The 20699-nt window shown below is 55.1% G+C and carries 14 protein-coding genes; 9 read left to right on the top strand and 5 right to left on the bottom strand.

Features of this window, described 5'->3' with window-relative positions:
• The first annotated feature begins 22 nt into the window (after positions 1 to 22).
• From ACO2Q8_RS11420 to ACO2Q8_RS11395, 6 genes are all read left to right on the top strand, one after another.
• On the top strand, positions 23 to 3460 hold the full coding sequence (locus ACO2Q8_RS11420; RefSeq protein ID WP_423344940.1) for a ThuA domain-containing protein: 3438 nt from the start codon (positions 23 to 25) through the stop codon (positions 3458 to 3460).
• A 222-nt stretch (positions 3461 to 3682) separates the two neighbouring features.
• Positions 3683 to 4297, top strand: a complete 615-nt coding sequence (locus ACO2Q8_RS11415; protein ID WP_423344939.1) for an RNA polymerase sigma factor — start codon at positions 3683 to 3685, stop codon at positions 4295 to 4297.
• A gap of 292 nt (positions 4298 to 4589) precedes the next feature.
• Positions 4590 to 5891, top strand: coding sequence for a hypothetical protein (locus ACO2Q8_RS11410; protein WP_423344938.1), 1302 nt, complete (start codon positions 4590 to 4592; stop codon positions 5889 to 5891).
• Between the two features lie 120 nt (positions 5892 to 6011).
• Positions 6012 to 6689 carry a response regulator gene (locus ACO2Q8_RS11405; protein WP_423344937.1) on the top strand — a complete coding sequence of 226 codons (678 nt, stop codon included), beginning with the start codon at positions 6012 to 6014 and terminating at the stop codon, positions 6687 to 6689.
• A 115-nt stretch (positions 6690 to 6804) separates the two neighbouring features.
• Positions 6805 to 7002, top strand: a complete 198-nt coding sequence (locus tag ACO2Q8_RS11400) for a hypothetical protein (protein WP_423344936.1) — start codon at positions 6805 to 6807, stop codon at positions 7000 to 7002.
• Positions 7003 to 7043: 41 nt separating this feature from the next.
• Entirely contained in the window at positions 7044 to 8417 is a 1374-nt protein-coding gene (locus ACO2Q8_RS11395) for a sensor histidine kinase (RefSeq protein WP_423344935.1), read from the top strand.
• 12 nt (positions 8418 to 8429) lie between these two features.
• Here ACO2Q8_RS11395 and ACO2Q8_RS11390 read toward each other — a convergent pair whose 3' ends face one another.
• Together ACO2Q8_RS11390 and ACO2Q8_RS11385 are read right to left on the bottom strand one after the other, a co-directional pair.
• The gene (locus ACO2Q8_RS11390) at positions 8430 to 9101 is read right to left on the bottom strand and encodes an NAD-dependent epimerase/dehydratase family protein (protein ID WP_423344934.1); all 672 of its coding nucleotides are present in this window, start codon (positions 9099 to 9101) and stop codon (positions 8430 to 8432) included.
• Positions 9098 to 9670, bottom strand: coding sequence for a TetR/AcrR family transcriptional regulator (locus ACO2Q8_RS11385; protein WP_423344933.1), 573 nt, complete (start codon positions 9668 to 9670; stop codon positions 9098 to 9100). Before ACO2Q8_RS11385 ends, ACO2Q8_RS11390 begins: the two co-directional genes overlap by 4 nt.
• A 189-nt stretch (positions 9671 to 9859) precedes the next feature.
• Here ACO2Q8_RS11385 and ACO2Q8_RS11380 point away from each other — a divergent pair, with 189 nt between their 5' ends.
• On the top strand, positions 9860 to 10333 hold the full coding sequence (locus tag ACO2Q8_RS11380; RefSeq protein WP_423344932.1) for a cupin domain-containing protein: 474 nt from the start codon (positions 9860 to 9862) through the stop codon (positions 10331 to 10333).
• 52 nt (positions 10334 to 10385) lie between these two features.
• Here the strand turns inward: ACO2Q8_RS11380 and ACO2Q8_RS11375 are convergent, their stop codons facing one another.
• Complete coding sequence (locus ACO2Q8_RS11375; protein ID WP_423344931.1) at positions 10386 to 11780, bottom strand: TIGR00341 family protein; 1395 nt, start codon at positions 11778 to 11780, stop codon at positions 10386 to 10388.
• A gap of 311 nt (positions 11781 to 12091) precedes the next feature.
• On the opposite strand from ACO2Q8_RS11375, the gene ACO2Q8_RS11370 reads away from it, so the two are divergent.
• A complete protein-coding gene (locus ACO2Q8_RS11370) occupies positions 12092 to 13495 on the top strand; it encodes a chloride channel protein (protein WP_423344930.1) in 1404 nt (467 codons plus the stop codon).
• A gap of 127 nt (positions 13496 to 13622) precedes the next feature.
• A complete protein-coding gene (locus ACO2Q8_RS11365) occupies positions 13623 to 15347 on the top strand; it encodes a hypothetical protein (protein WP_423344929.1) in 1725 nt (574 codons plus the stop codon).
• A 289-nt stretch (positions 15348 to 15636) separates the two neighbouring features.
• Here ACO2Q8_RS11365 and ACO2Q8_RS11360 read toward each other — a convergent pair whose 3' ends face one another.
• Positions 15637 to 17154, bottom strand: coding sequence for a RagB/SusD family nutrient uptake outer membrane protein (locus ACO2Q8_RS11360; protein WP_423344928.1), 1518 nt, complete (start codon positions 17152 to 17154; stop codon positions 15637 to 15639).
• Between the two features lie 72 nt (positions 17155 to 17226).
• The gene (locus ACO2Q8_RS11355; RefSeq protein ID WP_423344927.1) at positions 17227 to 20658 is read right to left on the bottom strand and encodes a SusC/RagA family TonB-linked outer membrane protein; all 3432 of its coding nucleotides are present in this window, start codon (positions 20656 to 20658) and stop codon (positions 17227 to 17229) included.
• Between the last annotated feature and the right edge of the window lie 41 nt (positions 20659 to 20699).

Below are 20699 nucleotides of genomic sequence, written 5' to 3'. Positions count from 1 at the left end.
GAGAATGACCCGGTCATTACTAATGCGCATCAGTTCCCTTTTTATTCTCAGCATCGCCTTTCTGCTGCATTCCAGCCTGACGGTCCGGGTGGCCGACCCGGTGCGTGTGCTGGTGTTTTCGAAAACCAAAGGCTGGAAACACACGTCCATTCCGTTTGGCATCGCGGCCATTCAGAAACTGGGCCGGGAGAATAATTTCCTGGTGGATACGACCAAAAATGCCGCCCTGTTCACCGACGAAAACCTGAAACAGTACGCGGCTGTGATCTTCAACAACACGACCGGCAACGTCCTGAACGGCGACCAACAGGCGGCTTTTGAGCGCTACATCCAGGCCGGGGGTGGCTACGTCGGGATTCACGCGGCTGCCGATACCGAATACGACTGGCCCTGGTACGGCAAGCTGATGGGCGCGCATTTTGCCAGCCATCCGCACAATTCGAACGTTCGGAAAGCCACCGTCGATGTCACCGATCACCAACACGTTTCGACGGTTCAACTCCCGGAACACTGGGAGCGTACCGACGAGTGGTACAATTACCGGTCGTTTTACACGGGCATCAAACCGCTGGCCTACCTCGACGAAAACAGCTACGAGGGCGGCACCAACGGCGCCAATCACCCGATTAGCTGGTACCACGAGTTCGACGGCGGGCGGGCCTTCTACACCGGCAACGGTCACACCGACGAAAGCTACAGCGAACCGCTGTTTCTCAACCACCTGCTGGGCGGCATTAAATACGCCATCGGCGACGGAAAACCGCTGGATTACAAAAAATCCTACGCCAAAGTAACGCCCGAACCGAACCGCTTCGTCAAAACCGTGCTGGTCAACGACCTGGCGTCGCCGATGGAACTGGCCGTCACGCCCGATGGACGGGTGTTTTTTACAGAAATTCAGGGCAATCTGTCGGTCTACGACACCAAAACCCGGAAGCAGTCGCTGGTGCACAAATTTCCGATCACCTACGCGGGCGGAACGGGTTTGATCGGCGTAACGGTGGACCCGAATTTTGCGAAGAATCAGCACATTTTTGTCTATTATGCCCCGGCCGGTCAGACCGAAGAACCGATCAATTTTCAGCTTTCGCGGTTTACGGTATTGGCGAACAACACGCTGAATTTGAAGTCGGAGAAGATTCTGCTGAAAGTGCCGGTGCAGAAAAACAGCGGCTCGCACCACGGCGGCTCGCTGGCCTGGGACAAGGACGGCAACCTCTACCTGTCGACCGGCGACAGTTCCAGCCCGTTTCCGTCCGACGGTTATTCGCCGATGGACGAGCGCCCCGGCCCGGAATTTTACAGCCTGGATGCGCAACGCTCGTCGGCCAATACGAACGATCTGAAAGGAAAAGTACTACGGATTCACCCCGAACCGGATGGCACCTACACGATTCCGAACGGTAATTTATTTGCAAAAGGAACGCCCAAAACGCTGCCGGAAATTTACGTGATGGGTTGCCGGAATCCGTACCGCATTGCCGTCAACCCGAAAACGTCGGTATTGTACTGGGGCGAAATCGGGCCGGATGCGGGCAAAGAAGGGGCGCAGGGACCGCGCGGGTACGACGAGTTTAATCAAGCGAAAAAAGCCGGAAATTTTGGCTGGCCGTTGTTCGTCGGGAACAATTACGCCTACGTCGATTGGGATTTTGCGACCAAAACCGCCGGCCCGAAATTTGATCCGAACGCACCCGTCAACAACTCGCCGAACAACACTGGCCTGAACCAGTTGCCCCCGGCCACGCCCGCGATGATCTGGTATCCGTACGCAGCTTCGGACGAGTTTCCGGAACTCGGCCAGGGCGGTCGCAGCGCGATGGCGGGCAAGTTTTATACGTTTGACAAACAGTCGACATCAACCAGCAAATTCCCGGAGTATTACGACGGCAAGCTGTTTGTCTTCGACTGGATGCGGAACTGGGTGCTGGCGCTCACGTTCGACGAAAACGAAAACTACGTCCGCAACGAACCGTTCATGCCCGGCAACGGTGACTTCCGGCGGCCTATCGATCTGGATTTCGGACCTGATGGCGTGATGTACATGCTCGAATACGGTTCGGTGTACGGCGCTGATAATGAGGATGCCCGGCTGGTCAAAATTGAGTATAACACCGGAAACCGTCCGCCCGTGGCCCAGGCCAGTGTGCAGGATACGGCCATTGAAAACCGCCTGGATCGGACGGTTTTTCTGACGTCCGAACGCCGGAATTTCCCGATCCTGCGCGAAGCCTCCGGTGCCGCTCCGTTGCGGGTGATGTTCTCCGGCCGGGGCAGCCGCGACCTTGACGACGATGACGAGGTCAGCTACCAATGGCTGTTCGACGGAAAAACCGTGGGCGCAACCACGCTGAACGCGACGCATACATACACCAAACCGGGCGTCTATAAAGCCATTTTGCAAGTCAGGGACCGGGCCGGTCTGGTGGGCCGAGACACGGTTATCGTACAGGTTGGGAATACCAAACCGGCCGTTGCGATTGCCAGCACGCAGAACAAGTCGTTTTTCTGGGAAGGTAAACCGTTTGCGTACACGGTGAAGGTGCAGGACAAGGAAGACGGAAAAATCGATCCGAAGCGGATCAAAGTGTCGTATGTCTACAATCCGCAGCCGAGCACGCTCGACGCCAGCGCGGCCAAGTCGCCCACGTCGGTGCTGGTGAGCAACCCGCCCGGCAAGCAATTGATGGACGCCAGCGACTGCAAAGCCTGCCACACGGTGGATAAAGTGTCGGTCGGGCCGTCGCTACTGGCCGTGGCGCAGCGGTACAAAAGCCAACCCGATGCCCTTGATAAACTGGCGACGAAAATCATCAACGGCGGGGGTGGCAACTGGGGAACGACCCACGTCATGAGCGCCCACCCGCAGATTCCGCTGACCGATGCGCAGGAAATGGTTCGCTACATTTTCTCGCTGACCGATAAACCGCATGCGCCGAAAACCGTGCCTTTGCAAGGATCGCTGGCGCTAAATGATCACCAGAAAGACGAACCGAACGGCCAGTACACGCTGCTGGCGTCGTACACCGACAAAGGTGGCCAGGTGGTGGGTCCGTTGACCGGCGCGGAAGCCGTTACACTCCGAAACGCGAAAGTGCTGGCGATTTACGCCGACGCGCACCCGGGTTTTAACCGGTTTGGCAAAAACCTGTCGCAAGGCGGGCACAAGGCGTATATTTTGCTGAAGAACATCGACCTGACCAACATCCGGAAGTTCGTTTACGAATATGCCTCGTCGGAACACGCGGGTGATATTCAGGTGCGCATCGACTCGCAGGCCGGGCCGATCATCAGCACTACGCCTTATCAACCCACCGGCAACGGCAACACGCTGAAAGAACTGACCGGCACGATCAGCAAACCGGTTTCGGGTCGGCACGATGTGTACTTCTTCGCCATCAAACCCACCAAGCCCAACGAATCGATTTTGAAGTTGAACAGCGTTACGTTTCAGGAGTGAAAGAGCAGAGGGCAGAGGGGTAGGGGCAGAGGGTGTTCCGCAGGAATAGAACGCGTCAGCAACCCTCTGCCCCTACCCCTCTGCCCTCTGCTAACACAAATTTTATTCGGCCAATCTGGGATTTTTGCGGCTTTTACTTGCATAAATCGCAAAAGACCGGTCTTTTATTTATGTTTTACCAACTATTGCTGTTATTTTACTTGCTGATAACATTGAGGTACGTTGGATTCCCGCAATCGCATCATCGAAGAAAACACGTATTTGCTGGAGCTCTGGCATCGCTCGAAGGCCGGAGACAAGCTGGCGTTTTGCCAACTGGCCGAATCACAATACCGTTCTCTATTCAGCTACGCGACCAACTTCACGACCGACCGCGAATTCATCAAAGACTCGATCCAGGAAATTTTCATCAACATCTGGGAGAAACGCCAGACGCTGACGATCCAGTTTGTGTCCATTTATTTGTTCAAGTCGCTCCGGAACCAGCTTTTACAGGAGGTTCGGCGGAGCAAGCAGGCGGTTTCGGTACCCTATTTTCAGGAAGTCAGCCAGCTTTCCGACTGGGAAACCATCGAAACCACCATCGAACGCAGCGAAGCCGACACCGAAAGCCAACGCCGAATCCGGGAAGCCATCGACGCGCTACCGAAACGACAACAGGAAGTGGTTTTTCTGAAATTTTACAAAGGGCTCGACAACGAACAAATCGCCGAACTGATGGAAATTAACCGCCAGTCGGTGGCCAACCTGCTGTACAAGGCACTCTCGGCCCTTAAAAACCAGATGGCCTTTTTCAGGTTCTGGCTGGTACTTCTGGGTGGAATTTTTCTGCGATAAATCCAGCAACAAAATAGCCACCGAACTCCCCTTCGGTGGCTATCCACTATTATAGACAAACCTAAAAACGCACTGTACAGTAAGCACACTCTTGTTAGCGTATGTTAGCGTATTGCTATCGCTGGGACAAAACAAAGGCGGTTTTCTTAGGAGCCAATTAAGATCTGCTTAGAATTTGCTTAGTGAAGAGGATGTTTTGTAAGTACGCCGGAGCGTTGCTCCGGTGATTCACGGCTTCTCGTGTAGTTTAACCTGTTTTCACCGATCCTATCCCCGATACTTTTGCGTCGTCATGAAAGCCAACCCGTCTCGCCGAACGTTTCTCAAGTCGTCGCTCCTGACCGGAACCGTTCCGTTTTTACCCACTGCTTCTACCTGGCCTGATGCCTGGAAAACCGTGAATCAGCCGGTTGTACCCGACACTTCAGCAGAAACCAAGAGCCTTATTGGCCCCTACGGCCCCTGGGCTATGTCGCTCCACAGCCAGCCGACGCTTTCATTCCGCAATACCCGGTGGAAAGCGGGGCAGTTGGCCCGCTGGAAACAGGAAGCCCTGAATAAAAGCCGGGAATTGCTGGCAGCGCCTTCGCTACCAGCAATTCCCGGCGTTACCGTAGACCGCACGTTCGAATACGACGGTTTGCACATTGAGGAGCTTTCGTGGCAGCTTCCGTATGGCCGACCGACGAAAGCCCTGCTTTTGAAGCCCAAAAACGCAACCGGACCTTTACCCGCCATTCTAGCCCTGCACGATCACGGCGGAAAGAAATATTTTGGCTACCGAAAAATCGTGAAAACCGGCTCCGATCAACATCCGCTTCTGGCCGAACACCAGCAGGAAGATTACAGCGGCCGGGCCTGGGCCAATGACATCGCAAAAAGAGGGTACGTCGTCCTGGTTCACGATGCCTTTGCCTTCGGAAACCGCCGGGTCCGGTACGAAGAGGTAACCGGACTAACCTACGGCCCGCTGAAAACGGCCGATAAAACGGAGGACGGTTCGGAAAATAGCGAACAGATCGAAACCTATAACCGCTGGGCCGCTGAACACGAGCATGTGATGTCGAAATCCCTGTTTTGTGCCGGAACCACCTGGCCCGGTGTTTTTTTGACGGAAGATCAGGTGGCGCTATCGGTTTTGTGCGCCCGAAACGATGTCGATCCGCAGCGGGTAGGCTGTGGCGGTCTGTCCGGCGGTGGTCTCCGAACGGTGTATCTGGCGGGGCTTGATCCGCGTATTAAATGCTGTGTCTGCGTCGGTTTTATGACGACCTGGAAAGATTTCGCCCTTCATAAATCGTTCACCCACACCTGGATGACGTACGTGCCGGGCCTGCCCCGGTATCTGGACTTCCCGGAGATTCTGGGACTGCGCGTGCCGCTCCCGACGCTGACCCAGAACAACCGACAGGATGAATTGTATACGCTCCCGGAAATGGAGGCCGCCGATCAGCAGCTTCGCGCGATATACGCCAAAGCTGGCGTTCCGGATCGTTACGAGGGCCGATTTTACGACGGTGGACACAAGTTTGACGCCACCATGCAGACCGACGCCTTTGCCTGGTTTGACCGATGGCTCCGAAAAGCCGATTGATCCTTGCCGCAAAAGCAGCCAGGATGCGACCGGTTTAAGGCGTAATCTAAAAGCGCTTTTCGTTTTGCGGAACAAACCGGTTCGCAGGTAGTTCCTTGTAGTAGACCGTTTTTTCTGACAATGAAGATTTTAGTGGTGGAAGATGAGCCCAAAACCCTGCACGCGATCCGGCAGGGGCTGGAAGAAACGCAATATGAGGTAGATATTGCATACGATGGCCTGATCGCCAAACGGCTGGCTCTGAAAAATTCGTACGCGGCCATCATTTCCGACGTGATCATTCCGGGCATCAACGGTTTCGAGCTGGTGCGGCAATTGCGCGCGCAGGGCGTTAATACGCCGATTCTGTTGCTGACGGCCCTGGGCGAAACCAGCGATAAAGTAACGGGTTTCGATGCCGGAACGGACCAGTATTTGACCAAGCCGTTTCAGTTTGCCGAGTTGCTGGCCCGGGTGCGGGCCCTCACCAAGCGTGGTTCGCAGGTGGCCATGACGGCCCAAATGCTGCGGTTTGCGGGTCTGGAAATGAACCTCGATGCCAAAACCGTCAGCCGCGATGGGCAGCCCGTCGACCTGACCGCCCGGGAGTTTGCCCTGCTCGAATACCTGCTCCGAAACCAGGGCCGGGTGCTGTCTAAAGTCGACATTGCCGAACACGTCTGGGACCTGAACTTCGACGCCAGCACCAATGTCGTGGAAGTATATATCAATTATTTGCGCAAGAAAATTGATAAGGACTTTCCAAAAAAGTTGATTCACACCCAGTTTGGAATGGGGTATGTACTGAAAGAAGAATGAATAAATTTATATTTGTTAACCATCAAACCGGTTTTCTAAGTAAATTCTAAGCCATTCCTTAGCCCTGTTTAAGCATTATAAGCCAGTTTTGTTCACGAAGTGATCTTTTGACCTTATGACTAAACTGCGAAACAGCCATCTGTCCGGCCCAATGCCGACCCCGCTGACGCGGCCCCACCGCCGACCAGACGCTTCGGGATTCGACGATCCGGAACCCTGGCGACCCGACTGGCTGATGATTTTGATGGTGAGCCTCTTCATTCTGACGCTGCTCATTGCCTGGCTGGTCGATATTCCAGCGTTGCTGCGGTAAATCGGCCCCGAACTTCCGTCTGGATACGCTGACGCACTCGTATGACCATTCGAACCCGACTGACGCTTCGCTTTACCGGACTGGTTTCGGCCATTCTGGCACTGGCGTTTGCCTGTCTGTACGCGTTTTGCTGGTATTTCATTTCTTCGGATTTTTACCGGCGACTCGATCGGAAAGCCGATACGGTCGGCGAACTGCTGATTCGGCAGCGGATGGAACCCCACCTGCTCGGGCAAATCACCCGCCTGCGCAAAGACCAGCTCCCGGCCCAGAAACTGGCGGTGTACGACGGTCGGAACAGCCCGGTTTTTATCACCAATGAACAGCGGCCACTGGCAGTTTCCACAAAAGACCTGGACGCCATCCGTAAAAAGAAAAGCAAAAAATTCCGGCAGGGCGCGGCTTACGTCACCGGGATTCGGTACGAAACCGACGCGGAGCAGTACGTGGTGCTGGCCAGCGCCGAAAATCACTATGGCGATCAGTTTCTGCGCCGGATGCTGGTTGTGCTGATTGGGTTATTCGGGGTTATTGTCGCCATTGTCGCCTTTTCGGGCTGGCTTTACGCCGGTGAAGTGCTTCGGCCCATCCAGCGCATGGAGCAGCAACTAAATCATATTTTTCCGAACACCCTCCAGAAACGCCTGCCCGTCCGGGCCGATAACGACGAAATCAGCCGCCTGTCAACCACCATCAACCGGCTCCTCGACCGCATCGACGAATCGTTTCGGCTTCAGCGCATGTTTGTCGCCAACGTTTCGCACGAACTCAAGAACCCGCTGACACAAATCAGTTCCCAACTGGAAGTGGCCCTGCTCAATCGGCGCGAGTCGGCGGTTTATGAGCAAACCATCCGCTCGGTGCTCGACGATGTAGGCGATTTATCGACCCTGACGCGGGAGTTGTTGCAGCTTTCGCAGGTCAGCCAGGCGTCGGCAGTTAACCTGCTGACGGATTCGGTGCGGCTGGACGAAGTGATCTGGGATATCCGGGACGAAGTTGGCGCAACCAATCCGCGCTACGAAGTCAGTGTCTATTTTGACGAACTGCCCGACGATTTTAACCAACTCGCGGTACCTGGTAACACCGCTCTGCTCCGAATTGCCCTGAAAAACCTGACCGAAAATGCCTGCAAGTTCTCAGACGACGGCAAAGCCCGGATTCAGGTTCGTTTCAACGAAACCACCGTCCTGATCAGTGTGGAAAATACAGGTGTGCCCATTCCGGCGGAGGATTTGCCGTACATTTTTGAACCGTTTTACCGCAGTCGAAAAACCGCCGAAACCCGGGGCTACGGCGTCGGCCTGTCGCTGGTCGAACGGATCGTACGGCTTCATCAGGGCAAAATAACCGTTCAATCCAGCGACGGACAGACGATTTTCCGGCTCGAACTGGTACGGACTTTTACCGCCTAGCCGCCCCCGGTTTTACCGGTTGGCCAGTTCAATAATGTCTTTCCCTTCCAGAATTTGTTTTTCGTAACCGATCCCGGTCGCCTTGATCATGGCCGTTCCGAGTTCTTTCAACGTACAAAAACCGGCCGGATACAGCGCCCGCCCAATCGGAAACAGCCAGCCGACATACCGGTACATCGTCAGCGTGTTCTTCAAGCCTTCGGTCGGTTTGATGAAACCGGGCCGGAAGTTGAAAACCCGTTTAAACGGCAGTTTCGCCAGGTCATTTTCGGTTTTGCCCTTCACCCGCGCCCACATCGAACGGCCTTTTTCCGTGCTGTCGGTTCCGGCTCCCGAGATGTAGCAGAACGTCATCTCCGGATTCTGGCGGCTTAGCGTGGTGGCTACGTGCATCGTCAGGGTGTAGGTCAGCTTGTAATAATCGCCTTCGTTCATGCCCACCGACGAGACGCCCAGGCAGAAAAAACAGGCGTTGTAGCCGGTCAGTTGGCTTTCGATGGCCGACAGGTTGTAGAAATCGGCATGCACAATTTCTTTTAGCTTCGGATGGGCCAATCCGGTCGGCTTCCGGTTGATGATCAAAACCGCTTCGACCGCCGGATGCAGCAGGCATTCGTGCAACACGCCCTCGCCCACCATGCCGGTGGCGCCCGTAATAATGGCCCGGATTTTTGGTGTGTTCATGGCTGTTCGGGATTGGCGACCATTTTCCAGGTCAGTTCAAAAACGTTCTTGATCAAGGATTGCCGGTCAACAGCTTCGGGTTGTTTCACCAGGTACTGATGCAGACCGTAAAGCTGGTTGTCGATCAACGCGGCCAGTAAGTCCGGCGGGAGCGGTTTCAGTATGTTGGCCTGAATCGCTTCCCGAAGCAGCCGGTTGTGCAGCTCGGTTTGTCGATGCCTGTCTTCCTCCGAAATCAGGCTCAGGTGCGGGGAAAACCGGAACTGCTGGAGGAAGTAGAAAGCCTCCCGGTTGTCCAGCGACCACTCCACCGACCCGATAAACAAACGTCGGAATTTCTCCTTCACCGGAGCCGTGTCGTCGGTTTGGCGGGCCAGAAACTGGTTCAACTCTTCTTTGATTGTGTTGTACAGCGCCACTACCAGTTCGTCCTTGGTTTTGAAATAGTGAAACAGCGTTCCGTTCGAGACGCCTGCTTCACTGGCAATCCGGCTGGTGGGTGTTCCGTGAAAACCGTATTCGACAAAAAGTTTCAGGGCGGTTTCCAGTATTCTGGCTGTCTTATCCATGCTGACCGACTAATCACTTCATAAACCTACACCGAAAAAAAGACAGATCCAACGACCGGCCGGGCAAGCCGTTTGGCAGCCGTTGTTACCGGTTCACCGGCCTTTTATACCGGTTGGTTTGACTGACCGCCGGTATCCCGGTTTTCGCCCATCAATTTTACAGCGTTAGTCACATTACTACTTATTTTCATGATCACCACACACACCAAAACCGCCGTTCAGGCTGGCGACGTTCGCAATCACCACGGCCATCTGATGACCTTCCGCGTCACCAACGAACAAACCAATGGGACTTTTGCCCTGATCGACATTATCCTGCGCCGGGGCTGCGAGCCGCCGAAGCACCTTCACGAGCGCGAAGACGAACTTTTCTTTATTCAGGAGGGGGTTATGCGCTTCACCATCGGCGAACGGATTATCGATGCAAAGGCAGGCGATACGGTTTTTCTGCCCCGGATGATTCCGCACGCATTTGAAGTTGTCACTCCGACCGCGAAGGCGCTGTTGTATCTGACGCCCGGGCAGTTTGAAGGCTTTTTCTATGAGTTGAGTGAGGAAGCTCCCGAAGGCGTTCTGCCGCCCGCTCCGCAAGGGCCGCCCCCGGCCGAAGCGGTTCAGGCAATCATGGAAGCCTCCGCCCGGTACGGAATTCAGTACGCGTAAGATTGAGCAACCACCGGGCAGATCATCAATCTGCCCGGTGGTTGCAACACTATCACTCCACAATCAGCTTGATCTTCCGGCTTTTGGTCCGGCTCCGGAGCCAGTTTTCAATCCGTTTTTTCTCGGCTGACGTATGCCGTCGACTGAATTTGGCGTAGACCAGCAAAACCGTGTCGGGTCGGGTGCCGGTGCGTCCCATCACCATCGAGCGGGCCGCCGTAAAGGTCTGCACATCAGGCATCAGCGTTTTGAGTTCATCACGCAGATCAGCGACCGGCAACGAGCCGGTTTGCGCCGACTCGATGTGCTGCCGCAGCGAATCGATGACCTGGTCTTTGCGGGAGATGGTACTCTGGCTGTATTTGATGATCTGATCAGTAACCGTGGATGTGATCGCGTTGACATCCACCTCCGAGTCCTTCAGAGCGCCCTGTTTGATGATCAATTTCGTGTTGGGCAGCCCGTAGGCCGGGAGTTTGGCTTCGAGCGCCCGGATGGAATCGGCGGGCATCGGTTCGCCCACCACCATAAGTTCGATACGGCTCTGACCCCGCTGGTAACGCGCCGTGTAATTGACCACCTGCCGGTACTGAAAATTGCCTTCGTTGTTCACAAACCGCTTGGCGGCCTGTTCAAAAATGGTTTTCCGCACAATCTGATAGCCCAGGTAGGTACTGGGAACGAGCACAATCAACACCGCGACCAGAATGGTATTTTTCACCCGATGTTCAATGACCGGGTTCTCGTACTCCTTCTGGTGATACCCCAAAAACCGCACGATCAGAAAGGTGGCCAGGCTGATGCAAACGCTGTTGATTAGAAAAAGGTAAAACGCGCCCACAAAATACGCCAAATTTCCGTTGGCGATGCCGTAACCCGCCGTACACAAAGGCGGCATCAAGGCCGTGGCAATGGCAACGCCCGGAATCACGTTGCTAACCTTATCCCGGCGCGACCCGGCCACAATCCCGGCCAGACCGCCAAAGAAAGCAATGAACGTGTCCCAGACCGTCGGCGAGGTTCGGGCCAGCAGTTCCGACTGCGCAATATGAAGCGGACTGACCAGAAAATAAAGCGTGGACGTAATCAGGCTAATAATCACCGCAATCGACAAGTTCTTGAATGCGCGTTGAATCAGGGCCAGGTCGTTGATACCCACGCCCAGGCCAATGCCCATGATCGGCCCCATCAAGGGAGATATCAGCATGGCCCCGATAATGACGGCCGTCGAGTTGACATCCAGCCCAATGGAGGCAATGAAAATGGCAAAAATCAGCACCCAGAGGTTAGTGCCCCGAAATTCGATGCCCCGGCTGATCGACAGAATGATTTCGGCTTCGTCGGCTTTGTCTTCTTCCAGGCTAAATCGCTCGCTGAGAAACCGGCGGATGGTGGTCCCGACGGATTCGCGTCGCTTCTGGGGTTGATTTCGTTCTTCAACTATCATGATTTTGGTAAGGTATCCAGGAAAATTAATCCATCTCCCGGTCGAATGGCGTACTCTAGAGGCTTAAAGACGCTAATTTTATTAAATCAACTCAATATAAGTCCTAAATAGCTACCTTTAATAAATTTCTAATGTCGATCCAAGAAGGCTCTAAGTCCTGCAAGATACTTTGCCGCCAAGCCTTCCGGCAAATCAGTCAGGCCTTAACAAATCCGGAAAACGTACGCTGTATCCAACTAATTGCACCTAAACCGGTTTAATCTTCAGGTTATTCCGCACCAATTCCGGCCGGTCGAACTTCTTACGCATTAATGAAAAACAAGTTCTTACTCTACCAGAGACTATTAACTCGTTTCGACAACCGCTTTGTTCGATCCATTTACAACGAGCGAGTCCGGCGGACCACCCTGCAATCCATTCCGTTCTGGATAGCTTCGTTGATGACCGGCCTGGTTACCGTCGGCTACGAGCGGCTGTTTGCCTGGGCTGAATCCACTTTTCAGACCTGGTTCAGCGCCCGGCCGGAATGGATTTTTCTGTTCACCCCGGTTTGCTTTGTGGCTTCGTGGGGCCTGGTCCGGTGGCTGGCCCCGGCAGCTCGGGGCAGTGGAATTCCGCAACTCATGGCAGCCATCGAACTGGCAACGCCCGCCCAACACACCAAAATTTCGTACTTACTCAGTCTGCGCATTGCTTTAGTAAAAATCCTGAGCAGCGGCATTCTGCTGCTCGGCGGAGGGGCCATCGGGCGCGAAGGACCCACCATCCAGATTTCGGCCTCGCTGTTTCAGCTTATCAACCGGCTGCAACCCAAAGGCTGGCCCCAGCTCTCGCGGCAGATTGTGCTCGTTACGGGCGGAGCTGCCGGGCTGGCTGCGGCCTTTAACACGCCCCTGGGTGGTATCGTATTCGTGGTGGAGGAACTGACCCAGACGCACATCACGCTGTACCGCACCGCCGTTTTTACCGCCGTCATCATCGCCGGAATGACGGCTCAGGCCCTCCTCGGATCGTATCTTTATCTGGGCTATCCGGTTATTCCGGCCACCGGTCTGCCGTTTCTGGGTGTGGCTTTCATCACGGCCCTGACCGCCGGTTTGGCAGGAGCGCTCTTCGGGAAGTTGCTGGTCATGATCAACCAATACCGCAAACGCTGGCAAACCGGTTGGCAACGGTTGCTGTGGGTGGTCGGTTGCGGGCTGCTCTTTGCTGGTTTGCTATACGGCATCGGGCTGGATGCGGCCGGAACCGGAAAACCGCTCATCAATCACCTGCTGTTTAACCATCCGGGCGAGGTGCCCTGGTACGTTTTTCCGGCACGCATCGGCGGCATGATGCTGAGCTACAGCAGCGGGGGCGCGGGGGGTATTTTTGCCACGTCCCTGAGTGCCGGGGCCGTGCTGGGCGATCTGGTCGCCCATGTGCTGGCCATCGGTCCGCATGAAACCACTGTGGTCATCCTGGTGGGTATGGTAAGCTTCCTGACCGGCGTGGTTCGTTCCCCGTTTACGGCGGCTATTCTGGTACTGGAAATGACCGACCGCCATTCCGCCATCTTTCCGCTGCTGCTCGGCGGCCTGACAGCCCAACTTGTCGCGTCGTTGATCGATTCGCGGTCGATGTACGAACACCTGAAAGAAGGCTTCCTGGCCGAAGCCGTTCTGCATGCTTCGCCGGAAAACCGCCCCACCAAAGCTTCTGATTTGAACAAATAACTCGTTTTTACCGCTCTAAGGCAATTTTAAGGTTATCTTAAGTCCATTCTTAGCTTTCCGTTGCTATTTGCTGATCATCCCGTCGGGATTTACCCGATGGGAACTGTCCACGCAAACCATCAACGGCATGAAAACTTACAGCCTTTTTTCCATACTGGCGTTGGGAACCGTCCTGATTCCTGCCAGCGCTTCAGCCCAAACCGTCGATGCGGTTACCCGCGAAGCCATGACTCATTTTCAGTCCAACCGGCCGCAACAGGCTGGCCAACTGCTCCGGCAACAAGCCACCAGCCAGCCCTCACCCGATTCTTATTTCTTTCTGGGCCGGTATTACCTGCAAACCAACCAGCCCGATTCGGCCCAGATGGCCTTTCAGAAGGGCGTTGATCTGAATAAAAAAGATTACCTGAACAAGATCGGCCTGGGCGGAGTGGCGCTGCTGCGCGGCCAGACCGACGAAGCCAAAAACCGCTGGGCCGAAGCGGAGAAAAAAGCCAAACGCAAGCATCCCGACTGGTTACACCGCTTGGCTGACCTGAACATTCTGATCGACGGCAAACGCAACCCCGACGAAGCCCTGCGCCTGATCGACAAGGTGTTGAGCAACGAAAAAGTGGATAAAAAAGCCGATTATTACGTTACCAAAGGCGATGCCCTGCGGCTGAAAAACCAGGGGGGTGATGCGGTTTCGGCCTACGAGTCGGCCCTGCTGATCGACTCACAACGGCCTTACGCCCTGACGCAGATCGGTTATATTTTCAAAGGTTCCAAAAACTACAATACTGCCCGCGATTATTTCGTGAAAGCCCTCGGCGTCGATTCCACCTATACACCGGCTTATGAAAACCTGGGGGATCTGTATTCATTGAGCCGCAATTACCGGTCGGCGGCTTTCAACTACAAAAAGATGGTCGATAATTCCGAGCCATCGGACTCAACCATTCTGCGCTACACCAAGCTGGCCTTTCTGAGCGAAGATTACAAAAACATGATGGATTATCTGGCGAAAATCAAAGACCAGTCGCTCCTGGAAAACAGCAACGCCATCCGGCGCATGTATGCATATGCTTACGTAACCGACGACTTCAAGAAGTACGACGAAGCCCTGGAACTGATGCAACAAGTCCTGAACTCATCGAAAGAAGACGAACTGTTTACGATGGACTATGCCGCCCTGGGCCGGGCCTACGCCAACCGCGCCGACACCACCACCATCAGCGATTCGCTGGCCGTGGAGTACCTCACCAAAGCCACGACCGATAGTTCAAAAAACTATTATGACGAAATTGCGCTGATTGAGTACAAGGACCTGAAAGATTACCGGGACGCTGCTTTGGCTTACGAAAAAAGCATCCAGTGGAAAGAAGACCACAAGCAGCGGGTGCTGGGACAGGATTATTACAACGTCGGGCGAAGCGCCTATTTTGGCTTTTCGATCAACAAAGACAGCACCATGCTGCCAAAAGCCGACTCGGCGTTTGCCAAACTGACGGAGGTCAATCCGACCTACGACCGGGGACCGTTCTGGCGGGCGCGGGTCAATCGGTACATGCAGGACGACAGCGCTGGTCGGCGGGCGATTGCCTATTACCAGGCCTTTCTGGAAAATGCCGATTCGACCAAAGTGTCTAAAAAGGACCTGATCGAAGCCAATAGTTACATCGGCTACCAGCTCTACCGCGAAAAAGACATTGCCCAAGCCGTGCCGTATCTGGAAAAAACGCGGGAACTGGACCCCGCCAACAAGAACGTGCAGCAACTGCTGGAATACATCGAAAAGCGCGATCTGGTAGCTGATACGAAAAAGGAAGAGGAAACTCCGGAAGCCCAGGTTTCGGATACGGATAATTAGATAGTCGGTTAAAAGTTTATGGTTCATAGTTTATCGTTTTCTGCGCTAACCGATTGGTAGTGAACAACAATTAGTTAGCTGCACGAAACTATAAACCGTAAACTTAAAACTGATAAACCACTTAGTGTTGAGTGTGTTTGAGTAAGATGGTAGCTGGTAACCCTGCCGGAGCGGTTTAGACTCGGGCAGGGTTTTTCTTTTAAAACCGCCCTCCCTTCATTCCCGAAAAAGAAAACCCCGCCGGACGAACCGGGCGGGGCTGGGTTTAGGAATGGAAAGGTAAGGGCATTTAAAAACCGGGATTCTGCGTCAGGTTGCGGTTGTTGTCGATTTCCCGCTTCGGAATGGGTAGCAACAACTGCTTCTCCGTAAAGGTTTTTCCGTAAATGGTCGTGTGCCCGACAAAATCGTCCCAGCGTTTGGTTACGTCGTTGCGCACCTTGCGCGTCCGGATCATGTCGAACCAGATTTTGCTCTCAAACGCCAGTTCAAAATACCGCTCGGCCCAAACCGCCTGCTCGAAGGCATCGACGCTGGTGGCCGTCACCGGGGCCAGTTTGGCCCGCGCCCGGATGTCGTTGAGCGCCTTCCGCGCCTGGGCATTGGGGCCGCCTTCGGCCCGGTTCGAAGCCTCCGCGTATAGCAGCATCACATCGGCCAGCCGATAAATCGTGTAATTGATGTTGGCTTTGGCGTCGTTGTCGATGGCCTGTTTGTCGAAAAACTTGTAGATGTAATACCCGCCCAGATCGAGCCGGTCCCGGCGCGGGTCGCCCAGCGGGTAATCCGAAGGGTGGCCTTTGTAGAAGGTGTAGTAAAACTGCTTTTCCTCCACCCGTTTGTCGCCTTTCTCATAGCTTTCGACAAACTCCTTCCGGGGTGTCAAACCGCCGTATTCATCGGAATACTGGGCAATCCCGCGCAGGGTCGGCAGGGTCACGGGTGTCATGCCGTTGTTGCGGATATCCTTCTCGTGCTGCACCTGGAGAATAAATTCCTTCTGGTTGCGGTTAGCCGGAAGGATCATGTCCGTGTATTCCGGAAACAGGGTGTACGAGCCATTATCCAGCACCTCCTTCGAGCGTTTGGCCGACTCGGCATACGCCTGATTGCCCCCGCGAACCGGAAAACCGGCGTAGGTCAGGTACACATCTGCCAGAATCGACTTGATGGCTCCTTTTGAAATCCGCCCGTCGGTATCGCGCCAAGGCAGGGTCGATTTTTCGGCTTCCAGCAGGTCCGGGATGATAATCTCGTCGTAAATCTCCTTCACCGGCGAGCGGGGAGTCTGGACATCGCCCAGTTCGGAAATGAGCGTCGTAATTTTCGGTACATCCCCGAACATCCGCACCAACTGAAAGTAATACAACGCCCGTAGCGTTTTGGCTTCGGCAATCATGTTGGTTTTGGTAGCAGCCGGGAGCGTCGTAATCTCGCCGATTTTCTGAATCGCCAGGTTGGCCCGGGCAATGCCGGAGTACATGCCTGACCACCAGTTGTCGATGTAAAACGCCCGCGCATCGTACTCAAGGTTGTAAAATTTGAAGGCTTCGGTCTGGGAGTTGCCGTCGGCCTTGCCGGTCAGGTATTCGAGCAACGACGCGTTGTTGCCACCCCAGCCGCCCCCGCCGTTGTTCCAGGTGGTGAGGTTGGAATACACCCCGTCGACAAAGGCGCGCGCAATTTCCGGACTCGATACATTCGACGAGGTCGTCAGCGAGCCGGTCGGGTTTTCTTTCAGAAAATCCTCGCAGGACGTCAGCGTCAGACCAACGGCCACGAGCGTATAAATGATTTGCTTTTTCATAAAGGAAAGTTTGCCATTTAACGCAAGGCGGTTTTTGGGGCCTTAAACGTTAAACCTCAAACGTTAAACGGTTTAAAATTGCAAATTCAGCCCCAGGCTAAACGTCCGTGGTCGGGGATACTGGAAGAACTCGATGTTCTGGATCAGTTGCCCCGCAAAACCCGTAATGGCTTCCGGATCGTAACCCGAATACTTCGAAATCAGGAAGAAATTCTGCGCGCTGGCGTACACCCGCAGCCGCTGGAGGTTGATTCGGCTTCCGATTTTCGTGGGCAGCGAATAGCCCAGTACGATGTTCTGCCCCCGCACGAACGAACCGTCTTCCATCCACCAGTCGTCCATCGCCGTGTCGTACCCGGCATTGTAATGGCGAATTTCGGCAATCATGCTGTTCTGGTTTTCGGGCGTCCAGGCCCCGAGCACACTCCGCGAGCTGCTGGCGATGGCCTGCCGGTCTTCCACGGAGTGCTTCGTGGCATTGACCGTATTGACGCCCATCACCAACCGGATGTCGAACGAAAGGTCGAACTTGCCCAACTGGAAGGTGTTGCCCACGTTCAGGTTCCACTTCGGATACGCCCGCCCGATGATGGTTTCGTCGGAGCCGTCGATCTTGCCGTCGTCGTTCAGATCGGCCCATTTGATGTCGCCCGGCAGGCGGTTGTACTTGGCCGCCAGATCGGCCTCGGCTGTGCTGAACGTGCCGAGCCGCTTACGGCCCCAGAACGTCCCGATGGGCTGGCCCACGCGCAGAATGTTCGTCTGGCCGAGGAACCACGGGCCGGGGAAAATGTCGTCGTTGTTGACGCCCAGCTTCAGAATCTTGTTGCGGTTGGTCGAGAAAGCCAGGTTGGTCGTCCACGAGAAGTTACTGGTGGCGATGTTCCGGCTGTTAATCCCGACTTCCAGCCCTTTGTTTTCGACCGAACCGATGTTCTGCGTGACCCCGCTCAAGCCGGTCGACCAGGGGATGGGAGCATCCAGCAACAGGTCTTTGGTGATTTTGTGGTAGTAGTCGATGGTCAGGTCGATGCGGTTATTCAGCAAACCGATGTCGGCCCCGATGTCCAACTGGTTGGTGAATTCCCAGCGCAAATCCGGGTTCCCGAACGAACTCCGCCAGATGCCGGTTTGCCGCGCGCCCCCGAGCAGCACATCGCCCGTGCCAAGAAACTGCTGCGAGCGGTATTGCCCGATTTCCTGGTTCCCGGTTTTTCCGTAGCTCGCCCGCAGTTTCAGGTTCGACAGCCACGAAACCGACTTCAGAAACTCTTCCTGACTAACGTTCCAGGCCACGGCGGCTGAGGGGAAAAAGGCGTATTTGTTGTTGGCCCCGAACTTCGACGCCCCATCGTACCGGCCCGTAAAGGTGACCAGGTACTTGTCCTTGAAGTTGTAGTTCAGCCGGGCAAAATAGGAGTTCAGCGACCACTCCTGATCTTCCGAAGACGGTTTTTGCAGGCTCGTTCCCACGCCGAGGTTATGCCAGCCCCAGAAGTCGTCGATGAAGTTCTGCGCTGCGGCCAAATACCGCTCCCACGACCGTTTCTGCCACGAAAGCCCCAGCAATCCGGTAATGGTGTGGTCGGTACCGATGGTTTTGTTGTAGTTCAGGTAATTCTCAAACTGCCAGTAATATTCCTGGTTGCTCCAGATGTCGGCCACGCCTTTCTGGTCGGCCGACAAGGCATTCAGGTCACGACCGGAGTAGTAATTATTTTTCTCGAATTTCAGTTCGTAGCCAAAATTGCTCCGCAGCGACAGTTCCGGCGTGAAGGTCAGCAACGAATAAATCTGCCCCAGAATCTGGTTTTTGGGGTTGATGCGCTGCCGTTGTTCCGTAATCCGAACCGGGTTTTCGCCCCCTTCCATGCCCGGCCAGTCTTTGTTCCGGCCCCAGCTTCCGTCGGGGTACTGAATCGGCAGAATCGGCAGCCCTTCCATCACCATCCGGGGCACGTTCAAACCGCCGGAGGCATCGTCGACTTCGCGCTGGTTGGTCCGGTTCAAGAAAATACTCCCGCCCAGTTTCAGCCACTTCCGCACGTCATTGTCCAGCGTGAACTTGGCCGAATACCGCTTAAACCAGGAGTTTCGCATCAAACCGCCCTGATCGGTGTAGCCCAGCGAAAAGCTGTAAGAAGTCTTTTCGCTTCCACCCCGAACCCCCAACTCGTGGTTTTGCGACCAGGCGGGCCGGTAAATCTCCCGTTCCCAATCGGTATTATACAACGGGTTTCCGTTCGCATCGAACAGATTCGGGAAGTCTTTCGGATCGTTTCGAACGTATTTACCGTCGGCAAAGCCCTGGGGGTCGTATTTCTGCGCGTTGTCGAACGCCTTGTTGTATACGTACATGAATTCTTCCGACGACAGCGTTCCCAAGTATTTCGCCGGAGTCACGTACGAACCCCAGGTGTCGTAGGAAACTTGCGTCTGCCCTGATTTGCCGCGTTTGGTCGTGATGATGATGACGCCGTTGGCCCCCCGTGCGCCGTAAATGGCCGTGGCCGACGCATCTTTCAGCACTTCCAGCGACTCGATGTCGTTCGGGTTGATCAGGTTGGCGTTGGTGACGCCGATGATGCCGTCGACGACGTACAGCGGTTCCAGGCTGGAGTTGATCGAGCCGACCCCCCGAATCCGGACGCGCGGCTGATAACCGGGTGCCGACGACATCACGGCCACATCGACGCCCGGAATCCGGCCCTGAAGCGCCTGGCCGATGTTCGTCGCCTGCCGGTCGAGCAGTTTTTCACCTTTGATGGCCCCCACCGACCCGGTCAGGTCACTTTTCTTGACGGTTCCGTACCCGATCACGACCACCTCCTCCAGGCTGCGGTCGTCGGAGGTCATGTTTACCTCCAGCGAACTCCGGTTACCGACGGCTACCTCCTGCCGGGCGTACCCGATCGAACTGAACACCAGCGTGGCGTTGCCGTCGGTAACATCGAGTTGAAACGCGCCGTTGGCATCAGTATTGGTGCCCCGGGTCGTCCCTTTTTCGACGACGTTCACGCCCGGCAACGGCGTTCCGTTGGCTTCTTTCACGACACCACGAACCGTAAACACCACGACCTGTGGTTGGCTCACCGACGCCATTTCGGTACCCGGTGAAGCCGCCGGTTCGGTAGCCGACGTATCTTTCCGGGACAAGACAATCTGATTATCAATCAATTCATACGAAATACCGAGGGGCAGCAGCAACTTGTCCAGCACCTCGGACAACCGGCCGCCTTGCGCCTGGAAGCTAACGCGCTGATCCTGAACGATTCGGCTACTGAACACAAACTTGATGTTCACCTTCCGTTCGAGTTGCATCAGGGCTTCCCGCAGCGTTACATTCTCCACTTTCAGGGCCACTTTTCGGCTCAGTTCATCCTGTCCGGGCCGATGACCGGCCAGGGACGCCGACGAAAGCACCGTCACCAGCAGCAGTTGGACAAGCGTCAACCGGAACGGTGATCGAATGCCGCCCGGCGGGGCGTAGGGTAGATTTTTCATAACAGCAAGTAGTGAAACAGGTTAGATAGTTGGGTATTGAA

The organism is Larkinella sp. VNQ87, assembly GCF_049445795.1.
Lineage (GTDB): Bacteria > Bacteroidota > Bacteroidia > Cytophagales > Spirosomataceae > Larkinella.
The sequence above is the reverse complement of the archived record's forward strand: the minus strand, read 5'-3'. Positions and strand labels throughout refer to the sequence as shown.